The sequence below is a fragment of the Streptomyces sp. WM6372 genome, assembly GCF_001279655.1.
In the GTDB taxonomy this organism is placed as follows: Bacteria; Actinomycetota; Actinomycetes; order Streptomycetales; family Streptomycetaceae; genus Streptomyces.
This window is the reverse complement of record NZ_LGDB01000219.1, coordinates 12921-34123: the sequence shown is the minus strand read 5'-3', so window position 1 is coordinate 34123 and position 21203 is coordinate 12921. Positions and strand designations below refer to the sequence as shown.

The 21203-nt window shown below is 73.4% G+C and carries 20 protein-coding genes; 9 read left to right on the top strand and 11 right to left on the bottom strand.

Annotation, left to right across the window (positions count from 1 at the left end):
- Positions 1-132: 132 nt before the first annotated feature.
- From eccE to ADK52_RS31070, 3 genes are all read left to right on the top strand, one after another.
- Positions 133-1407 (top strand): type VII secretion protein EccE, encoded by a 1275-nt coding sequence (eccE, locus tag ADK52_RS31080; protein ID WP_053693193.1) that lies wholly within the window; start codon positions 133-135, stop codon positions 1405-1407.
- Positions 1404-2102, top strand: a complete 699-nt coding sequence (locus ADK52_RS31075; protein ID WP_053693192.1) for a hypothetical protein — start codon at positions 1404-1406, stop codon at positions 2100-2102. The genes eccE and ADK52_RS31075 overlap by 4 nt, the downstream gene beginning before the upstream one ends.
- A gap of 234 nt (positions 2103-2336) precedes the next feature.
- On the top strand, positions 2337-4901 hold the full coding sequence (locus ADK52_RS31070; RefSeq protein WP_053693191.1) for an SCO5717 family growth-regulating ATPase: 2565 nt from the start codon (positions 2337-2339) through the stop codon (positions 4899-4901).
- Between the two features lie 77 nt (positions 4902-4978).
- Here the strand turns inward: ADK52_RS31070 and ADK52_RS31065 are convergent, their stop codons facing one another.
- Complete coding sequence (locus ADK52_RS31065) at positions 4979-5935, bottom strand: bifunctional riboflavin kinase/FAD synthetase (protein ID WP_078988738.1); 957 nt, start codon at positions 5933-5935, stop codon at positions 4979-4981.
- Between the two features lie 229 nt (positions 5936-6164).
- Between ADK52_RS31065 and ADK52_RS31060 the strand changes: the two genes are divergently transcribed.
- Together ADK52_RS31060 and ADK52_RS31055 are read left to right on the top strand one after the other, a co-directional pair.
- A complete protein-coding gene (locus ADK52_RS31060) occupies positions 6165-6767 on the top strand; it encodes an RNA polymerase sigma factor (RefSeq protein ID WP_078988737.1) in 603 nt (200 codons plus the stop codon).
- Positions 6764-7387 (top strand): hypothetical protein, encoded by a 624-nt coding sequence (locus ADK52_RS31055; RefSeq protein ID WP_053693189.1) that lies wholly within the window; start codon positions 6764-6766, stop codon positions 7385-7387. The genes ADK52_RS31060 and ADK52_RS31055 overlap by 4 nt, the downstream gene beginning before the upstream one ends.
- Positions 7388-7626: 239 nt before the next feature.
- On the opposite strand, the gene truB is transcribed toward ADK52_RS31055, so the two are convergent.
- The 7 genes from truB to rimP all read right to left on the bottom strand — a co-directional run bounded on the left by truB (position 7627) and on the right by rimP (position 14672).
- Positions 7627-8535, bottom strand: coding sequence for a tRNA pseudouridine(55) synthase TruB (gene truB / locus ADK52_RS31050; RefSeq protein WP_053693188.1), 909 nt, complete (start codon positions 8533-8535; stop codon positions 7627-7629).
- A complete protein-coding gene (gene rbfA, locus ADK52_RS31045; RefSeq protein ID WP_030708679.1) occupies positions 8532-8993 on the bottom strand; it encodes a 30S ribosome-binding factor RbfA in 462 nt (153 codons plus the stop codon). Before rbfA ends, truB begins: the two co-directional genes overlap by 4 nt.
- A gap of 28 nt (positions 8994-9021) precedes the next feature.
- Positions 9022-9315, bottom strand: a complete 294-nt coding sequence (locus ADK52_RS31040; protein ID WP_030651158.1) for a DUF503 domain-containing protein — start codon at positions 9313-9315, stop codon at positions 9022-9024.
- 153 nt (positions 9316-9468) lie between these two features.
- Positions 9469-12606, bottom strand: a complete 3138-nt coding sequence (gene infB, locus ADK52_RS40695; RefSeq protein ID WP_078988736.1) for a translation initiation factor IF-2 — start codon at positions 12604-12606, stop codon at positions 9469-9471.
- A gap of 148 nt (positions 12607-12754) precedes the next feature.
- Complete coding sequence (locus ADK52_RS40690) at positions 12755-13042, bottom strand: YlxR family protein (protein ID WP_078988735.1); 288 nt, start codon at positions 13040-13042, stop codon at positions 12755-12757.
- Positions 13043-13161: 119 nt separating this feature from the next.
- A complete protein-coding gene (nusA, locus tag ADK52_RS31030) occupies positions 13162-14172 on the bottom strand; it encodes a transcription termination factor NusA (RefSeq protein ID WP_053693187.1) in 1011 nt (336 codons plus the stop codon).
- Positions 14173-14174: 2 nt separating this feature from the next.
- Positions 14175-14672: a ribosome maturation factor RimP gene (rimP, locus tag ADK52_RS31025; protein WP_053693186.1), complete on the bottom strand. Its 498-nt coding sequence runs from the start codon at positions 14670-14672 to the stop codon at positions 14175-14177.
- Between the two features lie 114 nt (positions 14673-14786).
- On the opposite strand from rimP, the gene ADK52_RS31020 reads away from it, so the two are divergent.
- From ADK52_RS31020 to ADK52_RS31005, 4 genes are read left to right on the top strand one after another with little or no spacing between them, the layout of a single operon-like run.
- Positions 14787-15389, top strand: coding sequence for a hypothetical protein (locus ADK52_RS31020; protein WP_420714959.1), 603 nt, complete (start codon positions 14787-14789; stop codon positions 15387-15389).
- Positions 15386-15844 (top strand): ferritin-like domain-containing protein, encoded by a 459-nt coding sequence (locus ADK52_RS31015; protein ID WP_030161480.1) that lies wholly within the window; start codon positions 15386-15388, stop codon positions 15842-15844. The genes ADK52_RS31020 and ADK52_RS31015 overlap by 4 nt, the downstream gene beginning before the upstream one ends.
- Positions 15845-15860: 16 nt before the next feature.
- Complete coding sequence (locus ADK52_RS31010; RefSeq protein WP_053693185.1) at positions 15861-16763, top strand: aminoglycoside phosphotransferase family protein; 903 nt, start codon at positions 15861-15863, stop codon at positions 16761-16763.
- 60 nt (positions 16764-16823) lie between these two features.
- On the top strand, positions 16824-17834 hold the full coding sequence (locus tag ADK52_RS31005) for a slipin family protein (RefSeq protein ID WP_053693184.1): 1011 nt from the start codon (positions 16824-16826) through the stop codon (positions 17832-17834).
- A 22-nt stretch (positions 17835-17856) separates the two neighbouring features.
- Here ADK52_RS31005 and ADK52_RS31000 read toward each other — a convergent pair whose 3' ends face one another.
- From ADK52_RS31000 to ADK52_RS30990, 3 genes are all read right to left on the bottom strand, one after another.
- Entirely contained in the window at positions 17857-19551 is a 1695-nt protein-coding gene (locus tag ADK52_RS31000; RefSeq protein WP_053693183.1) for a proline--tRNA ligase, read from the bottom strand.
- A gap of 42 nt (positions 19552-19593) precedes the next feature.
- Positions 19594-20166 (bottom strand): GNAT family N-acetyltransferase, encoded by a 573-nt coding sequence (locus ADK52_RS30995; RefSeq protein ID WP_053693182.1) that lies wholly within the window; start codon positions 20164-20166, stop codon positions 19594-19596.
- Positions 20167-20252: 86 nt separating this feature from the next.
- Positions 20253-21098 carry a GNAT family N-acetyltransferase gene (locus ADK52_RS30990; RefSeq protein ID WP_182508533.1) on the bottom strand — a complete coding sequence of 282 codons (846 nt, stop codon included), beginning with the start codon at positions 21096-21098 and terminating at the stop codon, positions 20253-20255.
- Positions 21099-21203: the final 105 nt, after the last annotated feature.

The window sequence follows — 21203 nt, the reverse complement described above, 5'->3', positions numbered from 1 at the left end:
AGGGTGGGTACGGGCCGGGTAGGGTGAGGCCGCCGCTCGCTGCCTTCCGGACCGCACGAATTCAGCGCGGGGACACGGCCCTGGGGGCACCTCCCGGCGGTAGCTGGGGGAGAAAGGGGAGGTGGGCGCCTGATGGCCACCGCGACGCAGCCGCAGACGGGTGCGCCCGCACCCGCGCGCGGCGGGGTGACGCCGTATCCGAAGTCGAGCCCGGGCCGCTTCGGCCCGTTCCGACTGCAACAACTCGTCCTGCTCCAGATCGCCGTGGCCGCCCTGCTGGTGGCCTGGGTCGTGGAGCCGATGCTGCTGGTGCCCGCCGGTGTCCTGGCGCTCGCCCTGGTGGTGCTCGCCGTCGTACGCCGCCACCAGCGCTCCCTGCCCGAGTGGCTCGGCGGCGCCCTCGAACTGCGCTCGCGGCGCCGCCGGGCCGCGTCGTTCGCGGTGCCCGCGGGCACCGAGCCGGGGCTGGCCCCGCTCGTCGAGGCCGATCCGGCGCTGCGGACCCTCACGTTCAGCGACCGTGACCGGCGGCCCGTCGGCATGGTCGGTGACGGGACGTTCCTGACCGCCGTGGTCCAGGTGGACATGGACGCCACCGCGCTGCGGCCGGACCGCGGTGCGCGGCCGCTTCCGCTCGGGCTCGTACGGGACATCCTCGAAGTCGACGGCATCCGGCTGGAATCCGCCCAGCTGGTGCAGCACACGCAGCCCGCGCCGGCCCCGCACCTGCCGGCCCAGTCGATGGCCACCCGCAACTACGCGCCGCTCCAGGCCGCCACGGGCACCCCGGCGGTGCGGCTGACCTGGATCGCGCTCAAGCTCGACCCGGAGCTGTGCCCCGAGGCGGTCACCGCGCGCGGCGGCGGACTCGCGGGCGCGCAGCGCTGTGTGGTGCGGGCGGCCGACCAGTTGGCGAGCCGGCTCACTGGGGCCGGGTTCCGGGCCACCGTGCTCACCGAACAGGAGCTGACAGGCGCACTGGCCACGTCCTCGTGCGCGAACCCGATGGCGATCACGCAGGCGGGGCGCTCGGCGAGCACCGGCCGGCGGACGGAGGAGACGGCGCGGATCTGGCGCTGCGACGACCGGCGGCACACCACGTACTGGATAGCCCGCTGGCCGCAGCTCGGCGGCGGCGGGGCGGCGTCCCTGCCCCAGTTCGTGGCGCTGCTGACCTCGCTGCCGGCGCTGGCGACGAACTTCAGCCTGACGATGGCTCCGGCGGAGCGCCAGGGCGTGACGCTGACCGGCCACGTACGGGTCACGGGGCGCAGCGACGAGGAACTCGTGGCGGCCCGCCGGGAACTGGAACGGACGGCCCGCGGTGTGCGCACCGGGCTGGTCCGGCTCGACCGTGAACAGGTACCGGGGCTGCTGGCTTCACTGCCGCTGGGAGGGGCGCGATGAGGGGCGGCTTCGGGCTGATCGGCCCGCGCCGGGAACGGCACGCGGTCCCGGCGGTGGACCTGGACGCGCTGGCGCTGCCCGTCGGGGACGACGGGGTCGTCATCGGCGTGGACGCCGAGGGGCGCCCGGCGGTGCTCGGCATCAACCGGCCGACGCCGTACGAGGTGACGCTGATCGGCGGCCTGTGGACGGCTCAGGTGATGGCGCTGCGGGCGGCGGCCACGGGGGCCCGGGTGGCGGTGGAGACCGGGCGCGGGCAGGTGTGGTCCGGGCTGGCCCAGGCGGCGGGCGGCGGGCAGCAGTGCGTGACGCTGCACGAGGTCGGCCGGGTGCCGCCGCAGGGCGCGTCGGCGGGCAGCCCGGTGCTGGTGATCCGGGACTGCGGGATGCGGCCGCCGCGCGGACGCGTGGTGGCGGGGCCCTGGCAGTCGGTGCTGACCCTGCTGCCGTACCTGAGCCCGACGGCGCCGCGGCTGCTGCAGAACTCCTCGCTGGTGGGCGTCCAGCGGGTGTCCCCGGACGAGGCGGAGCAGCTCGGCCGTCTGATGAACCTGCCGCGGGCGGCCGTGGATTCGCTGCCGACGCTGGGCGACGGGGTCACCCTGTGGTGCACGCCGCGGGACCGCCAGTTCGTGATGACCCAGGGCACGGAGGCCGAGACCGGCCTCCTGGGCCCGTCCCGCCGCATCGACTGAGCCCCGTCCGGCCCCGCCGGCACATCGTGTCCCGGGCCCGGTGACGGTTGCTCAGGAGGCGGCCACCCTGTAGGCAGGACGGGAAGGACGACGCCACCGGGGCGGCCCGCAGGGCCCGGCCCCGCGGCCCGTCCCACGGGGGCGGACACTGGCGTCGGCGCGCACGATTAGGCTGAGCGTGGGCGCGGCGTCGAGGTGGGCGCCGGACCAGTGTTCGACAGACCAGGAGGACCAGTGAGCGGCGATCGGAACGAGAGGCGCGGCGGGACTTGGGACGTCCCGACGGACGATCAGTCCGACGCGGAGCCCGAGGTGACGGGCGAGTTCACCATCGACTACACCCCGCCGGCCTGGTACACGCAGGGCGCGGCTCCGGCCACCCCCGTACCGGGCCTGCCCGAGGGCAGCGGCTTCGAACCCCACCGCCCGTCGGACGTGGCCTCGCCCCCGACGATGCGGATCGCGCCGCCGGTCCCGCGCACGCCGTCGGACGGCGCGGGCGTACCGTCCCCCTTCCCCGCTCCGGCGCCTGCGCCTGCGCCTGCGCCTGCCGAGAACGCCGCCCCGCCCGCGCCGTTCCCGGCACCGGCCCCGGCCCCGGCTCCCTTCAGCGCCCCGGCCGACACGTCTGCGCCCTCGGCGTTCCCGGTACCGGCCGCGGCCGCGGCCCCGGAGACACCGGCCCCCGCTGACACGCCCCCGGCGTACCCGGCACCGGCACCCGCCGACACGCCCCCGGTGTTCCCGGCCCCGCCGGCACCGGCCGACGGCACTGGCGCCCCCCTGGCCGAGGCACCCGTTCCGCCGGTCGCTGCCCCCTTGGCTCCCCCCGCCCTCCCGGCGCTCCCGGCTCCGGCCGACGCGCACGCGCTGCCGGCTCCGGTCGACGCGCCCGCGCTGCCGGCTCCGGTCCAGGTCCCGGCGCCCTTCGCCGCCGAGCCCTCGGACGCGCCCGGACCGCTCGTGAAGGCCTCCCTCGAGGCGCCCGTCCCCGCCCAGCGGCAGGACACCCCGCCCGACGGGACGCCCGTCCCGTTCCCGAGCGCCGGGCCCGCCGCCGCGGAGGACGAGCCCCGCGACGCGGTCCCCGCGCCGGAGGCACCGAAACCCGTCAGCCCCGCGGACGCGGTTCACCCGCCCGTGGGAACCCCCTTCGGGGGACACGGAGGCGAACTCCCGGCGCTGCCGCCCGCGTTCCCCTCGACCCCGGCGCCGCAGGACGGGTACGGCTTCCCGCCCGCCCCCGGCCCGGCCCCGGTCGCGCCCCAGGACGGGTACGGATTCCCTCCCTCACCCGGCCCGTCCGCGACCGCGCCCCAGCAGGGCTACGGCTTCCCCCCGACCCCCGGCCCTGCCGCGCCCGCGCCCGCGCCCGCGCCGCAGGACGGGTACGGCTTCCCCCCGGCTCCCGCACCGGCGCAGCCGATGCCGCAGCCCCAGCCGCCCGTCGAGGCGGGCGAGTACGCGTTCCCGCCCGCGCAAGCCGCACCCGTACCGCCGCAGCAGCAGCACCAGCAGCCGCAGTACGACCCCCGTACCAACGCCCAGTGGCCCGCCGGGCCCCAGCCCGGCCCGCAGCCGCACGACCCGCGCTACCAGCCCGGTCCGGGCACCGGCGGCGGCGCGCCCCTCGGCTACACCGCCGCGGTCGAGCTGTCCTCGGACCGCCTGCTGCGCGGCAAGCAGAAGCCCCGGCCCCAGCGCTCCGGGTTCCGGTTCGGCGGCAAGGCGGCCGAGGCCGAGCGCCTGCGCAAGCTGGAGCTGATCCGCACCCCGGTCATGTCCTGCTACCGCATCGCCGTCATCAGCCTCAAGGGCGGCGTCGGCAAGACCACGACCACGACCGCCCTCGGCGCCACCCTCGCCACCGAGCGCCAGGACAAGATCCTGGCCATCGACGCGAACCCCGACGCCGGCACCCTCGGCCGCCGGGTCCGCCGCGAGACCGGGGCCACGATCCGGGACCTGGTCCAGGCGATCCCGTACCTGAACTCGTACATGGACATCCGGCGGTTCACCTCTCAGGCCCCCTCCGGCCTGGAGATCATCGCCAACGACGTCGACCCGGCGGTCTCCACGACGTTCAACGACGAGGACTACCGCCGCGTCATCGACACGCTCGGCCGCCAGTACCCGATCATCCTCACCGACTCGGGCACCGGGCTCCTCTACTCCGCCATGCGCGGGGTCCTGGACCTGGCCGATCAGCTGATCATCATCTCGACCCCGTCGGTGGACGGCGCCAGCAGCGCGAGCACCACGCTCGACTGGCTCTCCGCGCACGGGTACGCCGATCTCGTCTCCCGCTCGATCACCGTCATCTCGGGGGTCCGCGAGACCGCAAAGATGATCAAGGTCGAGGACATCGTGCAGCACTTCGAGACCCGCTGCCGGGGCGTCGTCGTGGTGCCGTTCGACGAGCACCTCGCGGCCGGTGCCGAGGTCGACCTCGACATGCTGCGGCCGAAGACCCGGGAGGCGTACTTCAACCTCTCCGCACTCGTCGCCGAGGACTTCCTCCGCGCGGCCCAGCAGGCCCCCCAGGGCCACTGGGGAGCACCTCAACAGCCCCAGCCCCAGCCCCAGCTTCAGCCGCAGCCGCAGCCGCACCAGCAGGCTCCGCAGGCTCAGCCGCAGGGCCAGCCGTACGGCCAGCCCCAGGGCCCGGCCCCGTCCCCGTACCAGCAGCCTCCGCAGCCGTACGGACAGCCCTATCCGCAGCCCGGTCAGCCCTGGCAGCCCCAGCAGCAGCCCCCCCAGCACCCGCAGCAGCCCCCGCGCGACCCGCGCCTCGGCTGACGGCGGCGGCGGACAACGAGAAGGGCCCGTACCTCCCGGGGGAGGTACGGGCCCTTCCGCGTTCGGGGCGACCCGGCTCAGCGCTCCGCGTCGTACGACTCGGTCAGCGTCCGCGCCCGCTTCACGTCGTCCGCGATCGCTTCGAGGAGGCCGTCCAGCGATTCGAACTTCGCCATGCCGCGCACGTACGCGAGGAAGTCCACGGTGACGTGCAGGCCGTACAGGTCCAGGCCGACCCGGTCGATCGCGTACGCCTCCACCGTCCGCTCGGTGGCGTCGAACTGCAGGTTCGTGCCGACCGAGATCGCGGCCGGCATCCGCTCGCCGTTGGCCGTGAGCCAGCCCGCGTACACCCCGTCCGCCGGGATCGCGGTGTGCGGGAGCGTCTCGACGTTGGCGGTCGGGAAGCCGAGCTCGCGCCCGCGCTGGGCGCCGCGTACGACGACGCCCTCGACCCGGTGCGGCCGGCCCAGGATCTCGGCCGCGCCCTCCATGTCACCCTCGGCGACCAGCCTGCGCGCCAGCGTGGAGGAGAAGGGCACGCCGCCGCCCGCCTCGCCGCGCTCGACCAGGTCCACGACCTCGACCTCGTAGTCGTACGTGGCGCCCAGCTCGCGGAGGAAGTCGACGTTCCCGGCGGCCCGGTGGCCGAAGCGGAAGTTCGGACCCTCGATGACGGCGCGCGCGTGCAGCTTGTCGACGAGCACCTTCACGATGAAGTCGGCCGGGGAGAGCTGCGAGAACTCCGCCGTGAACGGCAGGATCAGCAGCGCGTCCACACCCAGCCCGGCCATCAGTTCGGCACGGCGGTCGTACGGGGCCAGGATCGGCGGGTGGCTGCCGGGGCGCACGACCTCGCTCGGGTGCGGGCTGAAGGTGACGACGACGGACGGGACGCCGAGCGCACGGGCCTTGGCCACGGCTCGCCCGATGATCAGCTGGTGGCCCCGGTGCACACCGTCGTACGAGCCGATGGTGACGACGCTGCGTCCCCAGTCCTGGGGGATGTCCTCCAAGCCACGCCAGCGCTGCACTGTGACCGCTCCTCGCCCGAACCGTGTAGGCCCTGTCCTGGTTGCCGATTGCAGGTCTAAGACTGCCATGCCCGTGCCCGGGGCCCCGCATCGGCATCTGGCTGGGGGCGCTCTGTGTCACCTCGGCGGGGCGGAGCCCGCGCTCGCGGATGTAACGGTGGGGGCGGCTGCGGCCAAGTAGGGGGTAGAGGGGCTCGTACGGGCCCCCAAATACCAGGGAGGGGGCCCGGTGAGCAGCACCGAGCAGGAGACCGTGCGGGCGGGGATCGGACCGCCGGATCTGACCACGCCCGAAGGATTCGGGGCGTTCTACCAGGAGCACATAGACGCGGTTCTGGGTTTCGTCACGCGCCGCGTCGCGGACCCGCATCTGGCGGCCGACCTCACGGCAGACATCTTCCTCGCCGCGTTGAAGGCCGCTCCGGGCTACCGGCCCGACCGCGGGGTCCCGGTCGCCTGGCTGTACGGCATCGCGCGGCATGTCCTGGCGGGCCATGCCCGCGGCCGTGCCCGCGAGCGCGGCGCACTGGAGCGGCTGAGCGGCCGCCGGCTGCTCGACGAAGAGGACGTCGCCGCGCTGGAGGAGCGGATCGACGCCCAGCGGGCGTTCCGGGCGCTCGCCGAGAGACATGCCGCCCTCTCCGATCCGCTTCGAGCCGTCCTCGACCTGATCGTCGTGGACGGCCTCAGCCCGGCCGAGGCCGCGCAGGCCCTCGGCGTCACCCAGGCCACCGTCCGGGTCCGCCTGCACCGCGCCCGGCGCATTCTGCGGACCGCGTCCACGTCTTGCGAACACCCCGTCCCGGCACACCAGTTGGAGGCAGCGCGATGAACAGCAGGCCCACCCGGTTCGAGGAGCGCCTCAAGGAGGAGCTCCTGGCGATCGCCGCCGACCGGAGCAGGTTGGAGGAGCAGGTCGATTTCTCCGTCCGTTCCCCCGCCCGCCGGTTCCGGATGCCGCTCGCCGTCGGCGTGACAGCGGCGGCGGCCGCCGCGGGCCTTCTGGTCGCCCTGCCGGTCCTCGGCGGCGATGGGGGCTCCTCGGCCGCGTATGCCTGGTCCAAGGGCAACGACGGCACCATCACGGTCAGGCTCTTCCATCCCGAGGGGACGCCCGGGATGGAGCGAGAACTCCGCGCGCTGGGCGTCAGCGTCGCCCTGGTTCCCCGGATCCCGGCGGCTCAGTGCACCGCATGGCCGGCCGGTGGTTTCGACTCCGCGGAGGGGCTGCTCAGCCGCGATGGCAGCGGATTCGTACTGAAGATCAACTCGGTGACGCTTCCGCCGGGGCGCACCCTCGTGCTCGGGCAGTCCCGAGCCCATCCCAAGGACGTGTCCTTCGGCTCGCTCGAGACATCGCTGGTGCCGTCCTGCCTTCCCGAGTACCCGGGCCCGCCCGCGCCCCCGGCGCCGGGCGGCGGCATAAAGCCTGGTGGGGCCTTCGGGGAGTAGCGGACCCGGCGGGGCAGCCGGCGCATGCAGGCCAAGAGGAGGAGCACGGGTGGCAAAAGCGCCCCCTTACGCTCCCTCCAGTCACTCCGCGCGCCTGCCCGGACGGGTGAATACGGGGGTCCGGCTGGATAGAGACCTACCCGAGGGGGGTCGTGGAGCGGTGAGCGGCAGGCGATGTGCGCTCACCGCTCCACGTCAAAGCGGATCAGCGGGTCAGCGGGTCCGGAGAGACCGGCGGATCAGGCGAAGACCGCCAGCGACTTCGCCTTGCCGCCCTTGCTCTCCACGAGACCGAGCAGCACGCCGTCCGGCCCGTAGACCGCCACCGTCTGCCCCGCGGGGTACGCGTCCGGCATGTCGATCCGCACGCCGTTGGCGAGCAGCGAGGCCCGCCGGGCGTCGAGGTCCCAGCGCGGGAAGGCCGCGGCCGCCGCCTCGCCGATCGGCATGACGGTCAGCTCCTCCTGGAGCTGGTCCAGGGTCCGCGCCCGGTCGATCTTGTACGGGCCCACCCGGGTGCGCCGCAGCGCGGTCAGGTGCCCGCCGACGCCGAGGTCGGCTCCCAGGTCACGGGCGAGCGCGCGGATGTACGTACCGCTGGAGCAGACGACGGAGACGACGAGGTCGACGACCTTGGTGCCGTCCTCGGCCTCCGCGTCCCGCATGTCGTACACCTGGAACGAGGAGATCGTCACCGGCCGGGCCGGGATCTCGAAGTCCTCGCCGTCCCGGGCGCGCTTGTAGGAGCGCACGCCCTTGATCTTGATGGCGCTGACCTTCGACGGGACCTGCATGATCTCGCCGGACAGCTTGGCGATGCCCTGGTCCACGGCCTCGCGCGTCACCGCGGAGGCGTCCGCCGAGGAGGTGATCTCACCCTCCGCGTCGTCCGTCAGGGTGTTCTGGCCGAGGCGGATCGTCCCGAGGTACTCCTTCTCGGTGAGCGCGAGGTGGCCGAGGAGCTTGGTGGCCTTCTCCACGCCCAAGACGAGGACGCCCGTCGCCATCGGGTCGAGCGTGCCGGCGTGGCCGACGCGGCGGGTCTTGGCGATCCCGCGCATCTTGGCGACCACGTCGTGCGAAGTGAAGCCGGACGGCTTGTCGACGATGACAAGGCCGTCCGGCGTCTTACCTACCTGCGTGCTCATTCCGCGGCTGCGTCCTCGTCGGAGTCGTCGGCGTCCTCGCCCGGCTTCTTGTACGGGTCGGCGTCTCCGGCGTACTGGGCGCCGGAGGACACCTCGCGCACCTGGGCGTCGGAGGTCCGCGCCTTCTCGAGGAGGTCCTCGATGGTCTTGGCGTTCTCCGGGAGGGCGTCCGCGACGAAGGTCAGGGTGGGCGTGAACTTGGTGCCCGCCGCCCGGCCGACCGCGGAGCGCAGTACGCCCTTGGCGCTTTCGAGGCCCGCCGCCGCGCTGGCGCGGTCCTCGTCGTCACCGTAGACCGTGTAGAAGACCGTGGCCTCCCGCAGGTCGCCGGTGACCCGGGTGTCCGTGATGGTCACGTGCGTACCGAGGCGGGGGTCCTTGACACCACGCTGCAGCTTCTCGGCCACCACCTCCCGGATGAGGTCCGCCAGCTTCTTCGCCCGCGCATTGTCGGCCACTGGTCCGTCTCCTTCTTATGTCTTGCAGTCAGTCTTCATCACCGTGCAGCCGCCGTCTCACCGACAGCAGCTCCACTTCCGGACGTGCCGCGACCAGCCGCTCGCAGCGGTCCAGTACATCCGAGAGGAACCCCGCGTCCCCACTGACCAGAGCGACCCCGATACGGGCCCTGCGGTGCAGATCCTGGTCGCCCACTTCGGCCGCGCTCACGGAGAACTTGCGTTGGAGCTCGGCGACGATGGGCCGGACGACAGAGCGTTTCTCCTTCAACGAGTGGACGTCGCCGAGGAGCAGATCGAAGGACAGAGTCCCCACGTACATTCAGTTCCGGATATCCCGCCGGTGCGGGTTCGGTGGCCTGCCGGCCGTCGCGCGGCAGGGTCACCAGAACCGTACACGCAACGGCCGGGGCCGATCGACGGATATTCCGCCGACCGGCCCCGGGCTTACGACACGGTGCGAACCGCCTCGCGCTTACGCGCGGGGCTTCTCGCGCATCTCGTACGTCGCGATGACGTCGTCGATCTTGATGTCGTTGAAGGAACCGAGGTTGATACCACCCTCGAAGCCCTCGCGGATCTCGGTGACGTCGTCCTTGAAGCGGCGCAGACCGGAGATGGTGAGGTTCTCGGCGATGACCTTGCCATCGCGCAGGAGCCGCGCCTTGGTGTTGCGCTTGACCTCGCCGGAGCGGATGAGAACACCCGCGATGTTGCCCAGCTTGGACGAGCGGAAGATCTCGCGGACCTCCGCCGTACCGAGCTCGACCTCTTCGTACTCCGGCTTGAGCAGACCCTTGAGGGCCGCCTCGATCTCCTCGATGGCCTGGTAGATCACCGAGTAGTAGCGGACGTCGACACCCTCGCGGTCCGCCATCTGCGCGGCACGGCCGGCCGCACGGACGTTGTAACCGATGACGATGGCGTCGGAGCCCATCGCCAGGGCGATGTCGGACTCGGTGACCGCACCCACACCGCGGTGCAGGACGCGGATGTCGACCTCTTCGCCGACGTCGAGCTGGAGCAGCGAGGACTCGAGGGCCTCGACCGCACCGGACGCGTCGCCCTTGATGATGAGGTTGAGTTCCTGGACCAGACCGGCCTTGAGGACCGAGTCGAGGTCTTCCAGGGACACCCGGCGGACGCGCTTGGCGAAGTTGGCGTTGCGCTCACGCGCAGCACGCTTCTCGGCGATCTGACGGGCGGTGCGGTCCTCGTCGACGACGAGGAAGTTGTCGCCGGCGCCGGGGACGTTGGTGAGACCCAGGACCAGGACGGGGGTCGACGGACCCGCTTCCTCGACGTTGTTGCCCTTGTCGTCGAGCATGGCGCGCACACGGCCGTAGGCGTCGCCCACGACCATCGTGTCGCCGACGCGGAGGGTACCGCGCTGGACGAGGACGGTGGCGACGGCACCGCGGCCGCGGTCGAGGTGGGACTCGATCGCAATACCCTGAGCGTCCTGCTCCGGGTTGGCGCGCAGGTCGAGCGAGGCGTCGGCGGTGAGGACGACGGCCTCCAGCAGGGAGTCGATGTGCAGACCCTGCTTGGCGGAGATGTCGACGAACATCGTGTCGCCGCCGTACTCCTCGGCGACCAGACCGAACTCGGTGAGCTGACCGCGCACCTTGACCGGGTCGGCACCCTCGACGTCGATCTTGTTGACCGCGACGACGATCGGGACGCCGGCGGCCTTGGCGTGGTTCAGCGCCTCGATCGTCTGCGGCATGACGCCGTCGTTGGCCGCGACCACGAGGATCGCGATGTCGGTCGACTTGGCACCACGGGCACGCATGGCGGTGAACGCCTCGTGACCCGGGGTGTCGATGAAGGTGATCTTGCGGTCTTCACCGTTGACGTTGGTGCCCACCTGGTAGGCACCGATGTGCTGGGTGATGCCGCCGGCCTCGCCCGCGACGACGTTCGTCTTGCGGATGGCGTCGAGCAGTCGGGTCTTACCGTGGTCGACGTGACCCATGACGGTGACGACCGGGGGACGCGGCATGAGGTATTCCTCGCCGCCCTCGTCCTCACCGAACTCGATGTCGAAGGTCTCGAGGAGCTCGCGGTCCTCCTCCTCCGGGCTGACGATCTGAACTTCGTAGTTCATCTCGCCCGCGAGGAGCTGGAGGGTCTCGTCGGAGACGGACTGCGTGGCAGTGACCATCTCGCCGAGGTTCATCATGACCGCGACCAGCGACGCCGGGTTGGCGTTGATCTTCTCCGCGAAGTCGGTGAGCGAAGCACCGCGCGACAGGCGAACGGTCTCGCCGTTGCCGCGGGGCAGCATCACGCCGCCGACCGACGGGGCCTGCATGGCCTCGTACTCCTGGCGCCTCTGACGCTTCGACTTGCGACCGCGACGGGCGGGCCCGCCGGGACGGCCGAAGGCACCCTGCGTGCCACCACGGGCACCGGGACCGCCGGGACGGCCACCGAAGCCGGGACGACCGCCGCCACCGGCGCCGGCCGGGCCGCCGCCGAAGCCGCCGCCACCCGGACGCGGGCCGCCGAAGCCGCCGCCGCCCGCGGGACGCGAGCCGGGACCGGCCGGACGGCCGGCGAAGCCGCCGCCACCGGGACGACCGGCGCCACCACCGGGACGCGGGCCACCGGCACCGGGACCACGGCCACCGGGGCCGCCACCGGGACGGGGACCGGGACCACCGGCAGCGGGACGCTGCGGCATCATGCCCGGGTTCGGACGGTTACCACCGGGAGCACCGCCCGGACGCGGGGCGCCGCCCTGCGGACGGGGCATGCCGCCGGGGGTGGGACGACCCGCACCGGGACCCTGGGGACGCGGAGCGCCACCGGGACCGCCCTGCGGGCGGGGAGCACCCTGGCCGCCACCGGCGCCGGGGGCACCGGGACGGGGAGCGCCGGCCGGACGGGGCGCCTGCGGGCGCGCCATGCCGGTGGAGCCACCAGAGGTGAACGGGTTGTTGCCCGGACGGGGACCGGCCGGACGGGCGCCCTGCGGACGCGGGGCCTGGCCACCGGGACCGGAGGGACGCTGTCCCTGGCCGCCGGGGGCGGTGCCGGCCGGGCGCGGGGCGCCGGGACGGGCGCCGGCCTGGCCGCCCTGGGCCGCGGGACGCTGCTGCGCCGGACGCGGGCCGGGGGTCGCGCCGGGACCGGCGGGACGCTCGGTGCGCGCCGGGGCGGCCGGGGCCGCCGGAGGCGCGGAGAACTCGGTCGCCACGGGAGCCGCCGGAGCGGGCTTCGGGGCGGCCGGAGCCTTGGGACCGGGACGCGGGCCGGAAGCGGCCGGAGTCACCGGGGCGGACACGCTGGGGGCCGGGGCCTCGGCAGCGGCCGGCTTGGGGGCCGGGGCGCCGGGCTTCGGGGCAGCGGGACGTGCAACGGCACCCGGGGTGGGAGCCCCGGGCTTGGCGGGGGCGGCCTTGCGGGGCGCGCCCGGCTTCGCAGCGGACTTGCCGGCGTTGCCGCCGGGCCCCTGCAGTGCGTCAGTCAACTTGCGTACAACCGGCGCCTCGATCGTCGAGGACGCCGAACGGACGAACTCACCGAGTTCCTGGAGCTTGGCCATGACGACCTTGCTCTCAACTCCGAACTCCTTGGCGAGTTCGTATACCCGGACCTTAGCCACTTCGCTCCTTTTAGGTCCGGGTTACGCCGGACCGTCGCTACTTCATGGGCGTACTCATCGCGTACTCATCGAGTGCTCATCGCAATCTCGACCTACTTCCAACTCGCGAGGTACCTGACCGCACGGGGTATCCGTGCCGTACTACTTCTTACGGTGTCGCCTCGGCCACGACGGCCACGGCTTTGCTCAGTCCGGTCGTGTCGAGTGCTCCCGGGGACCGAAGGGCCCGGGGGAACGCTCTGCGACGGACCGCCTTGTCCAGACAGACCACGGCTGGGTGCACATAGGCGCCCCGGCCGGGCAGCGTACCGCTTGGATCAGGGACGCATTCGTCCCCGACCGCCACGATGCGCAGCAGATCGCTCTTGGCCGCTCGCTCCCGACACCCCACACAGGTGCGTTCGGGGCATGCGCGGGCTTGCGTCCGGCCAGACACGCCTAAGTCTACCTCCCCGCACCGACCTCACCCCTTCGGGCGAAAAATCGAACGGATGTTGTCGAGATCTGCTGTCTTGATCCTGTCTACCGGCCGGACAGCTCCGACCGGTACCGGATTTATTCCCCGCCCCGGTCCCGGTCGGTGTCCGGGGACACCTCGGTGTCGGGGCGGATGTCGATGCGCCAGCCGGTGAGCCGCGCGGCGAGGCGGGCGTTCTGGCCCTCCTTGCCGATGGCCAGCGACAGCTGGTAGTCGGGCACGGTCACCCGGGCGGAGCGCGAGTCCCAGTCCACGACCTCGACCTTGCTCACCCGGGCGGGTGACAGCGCGTTCGCGACCATCTCCGCCGGGTCGTCCGACCAGTCGACGATGTCGATCTTCTCACCGTGCAGCTCGGCCATGACGTTGCGCACGCGGGCACCCATCGGGCCGATGCAGGCGCCCTTGGGGTTGAGGCCCGAGCGGGTGGACCGGACGGCGATCTTGGTGCGGTGGCCGGCCTCGCGGGCGATCGCCGAGATCTCGACGCTGCCGTCCGCGATCTCCGGGACCTCCAGCGCGAAGAGCTTCTTCACCAGGTTGGGGTGGGTGCGCGACAGGGTCACGGACGGACCGCGGACACCCTTCGCCACCCGTACGACGTACGCCTTGATGCGGAGGCCGTGCGTGTACTCCTCGCCGGGGACCTGCTCCTGCACCGGCAGGATGGCCTCCAGCTTGCCGATGTCGACGAGGACGTTCTTGGGGTCCTTGCCCTGCTGGACGACGCCGGTGATGACGTCGCCCTCGCGGCCGGCGAACTCGCCGAAGGTCAGGTCGTCCTCGGCGTCGCGCAGACGCTGCAGGATCACCTGCTTGGCGGTCGTCGCGGCGATCCGGCCGAAGTCCGACGGGGTGTCGTCGAACTCCTTGGCCTCCTGCCCCTCCTCCAGGTCCCGCGGGTCCTCCGTCGCCCACACGACGACGTGGCCGTTGGTGCGGTCCAGCACAACGCGGGCGCGCCGGAAGCTGCCCTCGGTGCGGTGGTACGCGATGAGGAGGGCCGACTCGATCGCCTCGACGAGCAGGTCGAAGGAGATCTCCTTCTCCCGGACCAGACCCCGCAGGGCACTCATGTCGATGTCCACGGCTACGCCTCCTCTTCCTTCTTGTCCTTGCGGTTGAACTCGATCTCGACCCGCGCCTTGGCGATGTCGGTGAAAGCAATGCGGCGGGCGGTCGCCTTGCGGCCCTTCACGCCCGGAACCTCAAGGTCCATTCCCTCGTCGTCCACGTCGAGGATGCGGGCGATCAGTTCCCCGCCCTCGACGAGCTGGAACTTCACGAGGCGGTCGATCGCCCGTACGTAGTGACGGTGCTCGGTCAGCGGGCGGTCCGCGCCCGGCGAGCTCACTTCGAGGACGTACTCGTCCTCGCCCATCACATCGGATTCGTCGAGCTGGTCGGAGACCTCGCGGCTCAGCTCGGCACACGCGTCCAGTTCCACACCCTCGTCGGAGTCCACGATGATGCGCAGCATCCGGCGCTTGCCGGCCTTGGACATCTCGATGTCCTCGAGGTCCAGGCCCTTGGCGGCGACGAGCGGCTCCAGCAATGCGCGCAGCCTGTCGCTCTGGGTGGTGCTCATCCGGGTGACTCCTCGGCCGCGTGTGCTGTTGTGGTTTACGTCGCGTGTCAGGTCAAAGGGTATCCGGTCGCGGAGGGTGTTGCCGTCCTCCGCCGGGACGGACCCCCGGGTACGGTGATCACACCCTGCCCCGCCACCACCTCCGAGGACGTCTCCGTGCCCTGGACCCTGCCTTCGCGGCCCTCTCGCAGGAGCCTGCTCACCGGCGCCGCCGGCGCGGCCGGCGCCGCGCTGCTCACCGGGTGCTCCGACGGGGGCGGCCCGTCGGGCACCGCCACCGGGGTTTCACTCGAACGGCGGATGCGCGAGACGGCCGTTCGGGACAGTGAGCGGCTGCTGGAACGTTACGACGCCACCGCCGCCGCCCATCCGGCCCTGGCCGCGCGCCTCGCGCCGCTGCGCGCCGCGGTCGCCGCGCACGCGGGGGCGTTCGCCTCCGCGGACGCCCCGGCCGGGAAGACCCCGGGCTCCGCCCCGCCGTCCCCGTCGCCCTCGTCCGCCGCGGCCGGCGCCCCCGTGGCGAGCGCCGAGCCCGTGCCGCCGAAGCCCGAGGAGGCCCTGACCGCCCTCGCGGACGCCGAGCGGAGCCTCGCCGAGGCCCGGACCGTCACCCTCGCCGGGGCGCCCGGGGAGCTGGCCCGGCTGCTGGCCTCGGTGGCCGCCTGCGGCGCCGTACACGCGTATCTGCTGACCTCGCCCCAGGGAGACAAGCCGTGACCCCCGAACCCTCCTCCGCGAGCCGCGCCCTGGAGGCGGCGCAGGCCGCGCTCGCCGCCGAGCACGCGGCCGCCTACGGCTACGGGGTCATCGGCGCCCGGGCCGCCGCCGCGCGGTCGGCCGAGGCCCGCGAGGCGTACGGCGGCCACCTCTCCCGCCGGGACGCGCTCGCCCGGACGGTGCGCGAGATGGGCGGCTCGCCCCGGCCCGCGGAGGCGGCGTACGCCCTGCCCTTCGAGGTGCGCGCCCCGGCCGACGCCGAGCGGCTGGCCGCCGAGATCGAGGACCGGGTGGCGGGCGCGTACTCCGATCTGGTGCGGGCGGCGGACGGCCGGCTGCGCCGTGAGGCGGCCGACGCGCTGAGTGCCGCGGCCGTGCGCGCGGCACGCTGGCGCGGGGTCGGCGTAGCCTTCCCTGGGCTCACGGAACGTGGAGAACGAGCTCGGACCAGCTGAAAGGGATCACGCACGCATGGCTTTCGAACCGCCGCAGCGGCTTGTACGGGCGCTCGGCGAGACGCCGGATTCGGCGCAGAACGCGGACTGGCTGGGGCAGTTGCCCCGGCTCGCCGAGGAGGCGCTGGCACGGCGTGGGGTGCGGGCCCAGCGGGTGCAGGCCCCCGGCGGCCGGAGCAGTCTGGTCCTCCTCGTCCACTACGCCGACGGGACGCCGGCCGCGCTGAAGCTGGCTCCCCCGCAGGCCCGGCCCGACCGGGAGCTGGCCGCGCTGGCGCACTGGGGCGGTTTCGGCGCCGTACGGGTCCTCGACACCCGCCACCACGAGGAGGACGGGGCGCTGCTGCTGGAGCGGCTCCACCCGGAGGTGTCGCTGCGCTCGCTGCCGGAGGCGAAGGCCCTGCTGGAGGCGTGCGGGACGCTGCGCCGGCTGTGGGTGGCCCTGCCGGCCGGGCACCCCTTCGAGACGGTGGCGGAGCGCACCGCGCAGCAGGCGGAGGCCTTGCGCAAGGCCGCGCCGGAGGCCGGGGCGCTGGCCTCCGCCGCGCTCGCGGTCCGCGAGGAGCTGACGGCGCTGCCCGGGGAGGAGCTCCTGCTGCACGGGAACTTCCGGCAGGGCAAGGTACTGGCGGGCGAGCGGGCGCCGTGGCTGGCGGTGGGTCCCGATCCGCTGGTCGGGGACCGTGCGTACGACCTGGCGCGGCTGGTCCGGGACCGGCTGGAGGACCAGGTCGCCTCCTCGGCGGGGGCGGCGGGCGCCCGGCGCCGGGTGAACAAGCTGGCCGACTCCCTGGAGCTGGACCGGGACCGGCTGCGGGGCTGGACGCTGTTCCGCGCGGTGGAGTCGGGCAACCGGGCGCTGGCCGCGGGGCGGCGCCGGGAGGCGGAGCTGCTGCTGGAATTCGCGGCCTGGCTGTAGGGCATACCGTAGATACGGGGTGCCTCGTGGATTGCGGTCGGCGCCTCGCGGGAGGCCGTCATGGTCCAGGACTTGCTGGCAGTGGGAATCGCGGCGGCCGCGGCCATCGCGGCGTACTCGGGTGTGGCCGCACGCGTGGTGCGCCAGTACGAGCGGGGCTTGGTCTTCCGTTTCGGCCGTCTGCGCAAGGGGGTCCGGGGGCCGGGCTTCACCATGATCCTCCCGTTCGTCGACCGCATGCGGAAGGTGAACATGCAGATCGTGACGCTGCCGGTGCCCGCTCAGGAGGGCATCACGCGGGACAACGTCACGGTGCGGGTGGACGCGGTCGTGTACTTCAAGGTCGTGGACCCGGCGAACGCGATCATCGAGGTCGAGGACTACCGCTTCGCGGTGTCGCAGATGGCGCAGACCTCGCTGCGCTCGATCATCGGCAAGTCGGACCTGGACGATCTGCTGTCCAACCGGGAGCAGCTGAACCAGGGGCTGGAGCTGATGATCGACAGCCCGGCGGTGGGCTGGGGCGTGCAGATCGACCGGGTCGAGATCAAGGACGTCTCGCTGCCGGAGACGATGAAGCGGTCGATGGCGCGGCAGGCGGAGGCGGACCGCGAGCGGCGGGCGCGCGTCATCAACGCCGATGCGGAGCTCCAGGCTTCGAAGAAGCTGGCCGAGGCGGCGGCGGTGATGTCGGAGCAGCCGGCGGCGCTGCAGTTGCGGCTGCTCCAGACGGTGGTGGCGGTGGCCGCGGAGAAGAACTCCACGCTGGTCCTGCCGTTCCCGGTGGAACTCCTGCGCTTCCTGGAGCGCGCGGCCCCGGCGCCGGGCGGGGCGGAGGCGGCGCCGCAGGCCGCACCGCCCGCGGTCACCACGCCGCCGCCCCCGCCCGCGGTCACCGCGCCGGAGCCCGGCCCCGCTCCGCTGGACGCCTCGCCGGACCCGGGCCCCGCGGCGCTGGACGCCTCGCCGGAGCCCGGCCGCGCGGCGGCGGGCGCACCGCCGGAGCCCGGGGCGGAGGGGCCCGCCCCCGGCTCCGCCCGGCCGGGCGGTGACGAGCCGTCGGCCGGCTAGTACGGAGGGCCGCCGTGCGGGGTCACGTCAGGCGGGCGAGGGCTTCCGCCAGGGGGAGTTCCTCGCGGGTGCCCGTGGCGCGGTGCTGGAGTTCGACCACCTCGTCCGCCGAGCGGCGGCCCGCGACCAGGATCCACGGGACGCCGATCAGCTCCGCGTCCGTGAGCTTCACGCCCGGGGACAGGCCCGCGCGGTCGTCCAGCAGGACCCGCAGCCCGGACCCCGCCAGGGCCTCGGCCGCCCGCTCCGCGAGCCCCAGCTGTACGGCCTTGCCGGCCGCCACCACGTGGACGTCCGCCGGGGCCACCGCCGCCGGCCAGGCCAGGCCCCGCTCGTCGGCGGTCTGTTCGGCCAGCGCGGCCACCGCCCGCGAGACGCCGATCCCGTACGAGCCCATCGTGACCCGCACCGGCTTGCCCTCGCGGCCGAGCACGTCCAGCCCGAAGGCGTCGGCGTACTTGCGGCCCAGCTGGAAGATGTGCCCGATCTCGATCGCCCGGTCCAGCCGGAGCCCGGCGCCGCAGCGCGGGCAGGGGTCGCCCGGTTCGACGACGACCACGTCGAGGTACCGGTCCACCTCGAAGTCGCGTCCGCAGACCACGTTCCGGGCGTGCGTGTCCGGCTTGTTGGCGCCGGTCACCCACGAAGTGCCGGGCGCGACACGGGGGTCGGCGAGGTAGCGGACCTTGCCGAGGCCCTGCGGGCCGACGTAGCCGCGTACCAGGTCGGGGCGGTCGGTGAAGTCCTCGGCGGTCACCAACTCCACGACCGCCGGAGCCAGATGCTCACCCAGCTTGCCGAGGTCCACCTCTCGGTCGCCGGGTACGCCCACGGCCGTGATCTCGCCGTCGACCTTCACCAGGAGGTTCTTCAGCGTCGCCGAAGCGGGCACGCCGAGGTGTGCGGCGAGGGTCTCGATCGTCGGGGTGTCGGGGGTGTCGACCTCCTCGATGGCGGGGTGTTCGGCGTCCACCGGGGCCAGCGCGAAGGTGACGGCTTCGGTGTTCGCCGCGTAGTCGCAGGACGGGCAGTCGACGAAGGTGTCCTCGCCCGCCGCGGCGGGCGCCAGGAACTCCTCCGACGCCGAGCCGCCCATCGCGCCCGACACGGCGGACACGATGCGGTGGTCCAGGCCGAGGCGCTCGAAGATCCGCTGGTACGCGGCCCGGTGGAGGGCGTACGACTCGGCGAGGCCCTCGTCGCTCACGTCGAAGGAGTACGAGTCCTTCATCTGGAACTCGCGGCCGCGCAGCACGCCGGACCGGGGCCGGGCCTCGTCGCGGTACTTGGTCTGGATCTGGTAGAGCATGACCGGCAGGTCCTTGTAGGACGTGCACTGGTCCTTCACCACGAGGGTGAAGATCTCCTCGTGGGTGGGGCCGAGCAGGTAGTCCGCGCCCTTGCGGTCCTTGAGCCGGAAGAGCAGGTCCCCGTACTCCGACCAGCGCCCGCTGACCTCGTACGGCTCCTTCGGCAGCAGCGCCGGGAGCAGCACCTCCTGGGCCCCGATCGCGTCCATCTCCTCGCGGACGATGCGCGAGACGTTGTCGAGGACCTTCTTGCCGAGCGGCAGCCAGGTCCACACGCCGGCGGAGCTGCGGCGGACGTAGCCGGCGCGGACGAGGAGCCGGTGGCTCAGGGTCTCCGCGTCGGCCGGGTCCTCGCGGAGGGTCTTGGCCATGAGGCGGGACATGCGCTGCACGTGTTGCGATGACATGCCCGGAGGCTATCGGGGGCACGCGGCCCTTCGGAAACCGTTTCAGGGCCGGCGCAGCGGCAGCGGGGCCCCCATCACGGCGTACGGGAGGCTCGCGCTCGGGAAGTGCACCTGGCGGGCCAGGTCCGTGTAGCCGAGGGCCCGGTAGAGCCCGCGGGCCGGGCTCTCGGTGTCGATGGCGGAGAGGATGGAGCGGGGCTCCTCGGCGGCGTCGGTGAGCCGGGTGATGAGGGTGCGGCCGACTCCGCGGCCCTGGAAGCCGGGGTGGACGTGCAGCTCGGTGATCACGAAGGAGCCGTCGAGCCAGCCGTCGAGCCCCTCGGTCCGCAGGTACGGTTCGACGACGGAGGACCACCAGTACGCCCGGTCGTTCGGCATCCCGTACACGAACCCGGCGAGGGCCCCGTCCTCGGTGAAGGCGCCGAGGGCGCGGGCTCCGCGGCAGGTCATGTGGCGCTGCACGATGTAGCGCCGGATGCCGACCTCCTCCTCGCTGAGCCCGAAGGCCACGGCCTGCACGCGCAGGGCCTCGTCCACGCGGTCGGCGAGGTCGAGGGGACCGATGCGGAGTCCGGCGGGCCGGTCGGGGCCGTCGCCCTCGGGGGTAGGCAGCATGCCGCGACCTTACTGGGCGCCCCCCGCCGGCGTCCCCACGGCCCCCGTCCCGCACGCGGCGGTGCCAGGGCGTGCGAGCGGTGCGTCTAGAAGAGCACGCTCATGAAGGCGCCCACCTCGCGGAAGCCGACGCGGCGGTACGCGGCCCGTGCCGCGGTGTTGAAGTCGTTCACGTAGAGGCTGACCACGGGAGCGATGTCGCGCAGCGCGAAGTCGACGACGGCCGCCATCCCGGTCTCGGAGTGCCCGCGGCCGCGGAACTCGGGGTCCACCCACACGCCCTGGATCTGGCAGGCGCGGGCGGTCGCGGCGCCGATCTCCGCCTTGAAGACGACCTTGCCGTCCTCGATGCGGGCGAAGGAGCGGCCGGTGCCGACCAGCTCGGCGACCCGGGCCTGGTAGAGCAGCCCGCCGTCGCCGGCCATCGGCGAGACGCCGACCTCCTCGGTGAACATGGCCACGCAGGCGGGCATGATCAGGTCCATCTCGTCCTTGCGGATCCGGCGCACGAGCGGATCGGGACGCACGTCGGCGGACGACTGCTCGGTGACCATGAGCGGCTGGTGGGAGCGGACGTCGCGGGCGGGGCCCCAGCTGGGCTCCAGGAGCCGCCACAGCAGCCGGGTGGCCTCGGCGGGGCCGACGATGGAGGAGCATCGGCGGCCGGTGCGGCGGGCTCGGTCGGCGAAGGCCCGGACGGCGTCGGAGTCGGCGCAGACGGGGACGAGGTTGGCGCCCGCGTAGCAGAGGGAGCGCAGCCGGCCGTCGGTGTAGTAGCCCCACATCTCGCCGCCCAGGCGCCACGGGTCGAGTCCGGCGACCTGGACCCTGGAGGTGACGAAGGCGTTCTCGACCGGCTCGCGCCCGAGGACTTCGAGGGCGGCGTCGAGATCACTGGGCTCAAGGACCCGGGTGGTGGTCTGCGTCAACACTGGGGCCTCACCATACAAGTCTGCTGATCTCCGCACTGTACCCGGCGTCACCGGAGGATGCCTGGTCCCACGGGTCACGAAAGAGCCCCGGCCCCGCCCGCGAGC

Bases quoted from the DNA above. Each gene is read 5' to 3' on its own strand.
- eccE (WP_053693193.1), top strand. From the start codon at position 133: ATGGCCACCGCGACGCAGCCGCAGACGGGTGCGCCCGCACCCGCGCGC.
- ADK52_RS31075 (WP_053693192.1), top strand. From the start codon at position 1,404: ATGAGGGGCGGCTTCGGGCTGATCGGCCCGCGCCGGGAACGGCACGCG.
- ADK52_RS31055 (WP_053693189.1), top strand. From the start codon at position 6,764: ATGAACAGCAGGCCCACCCGGTTCGAGGAGCGCCTCAAGGAGGAGCTC.
- truB (WP_053693188.1), bottom strand. From the start codon at position 8,535: ATGAGCACGCAGGTAGGTAAGACGCCGGACGGCCTTGTCATCGTCGAC.
- ADK52_RS31040 (WP_030651158.1), bottom strand. From the start codon at position 9,315: ATGTACGTGGGGACTCTGTCCTTCGATCTGCTCCTCGGCGACGTCCAC.
- rimP (WP_053693186.1), bottom strand. From the start codon at position 14,672: ATGAGCACCACCCAGAGCGACAGGCTGCGCGCATTGCTGGAGCCGCTC.
- ADK52_RS31010 (WP_053693185.1), top strand. From the start codon at position 15,861: ATGGCTTTCGAACCGCCGCAGCGGCTTGTACGGGCGCTCGGCGAGACG.
- ADK52_RS31005 (WP_053693184.1), top strand. From the start codon at position 16,824: ATGGTCCAGGACTTGCTGGCAGTGGGAATCGCGGCGGCCGCGGCCATC.
- ADK52_RS31000 (WP_053693183.1), bottom strand. From the start codon at position 19,551: ATGTCATCGCAACACGTGCAGCGCATGTCCCGCCTCATGGCCAAGACC.
- ADK52_RS30995 (WP_053693182.1), bottom strand. From the start codon at position 20,166: ATGCTGCCTACCCCCGAGGGCGACGGCCCCGACCGGCCCGCCGGACTC.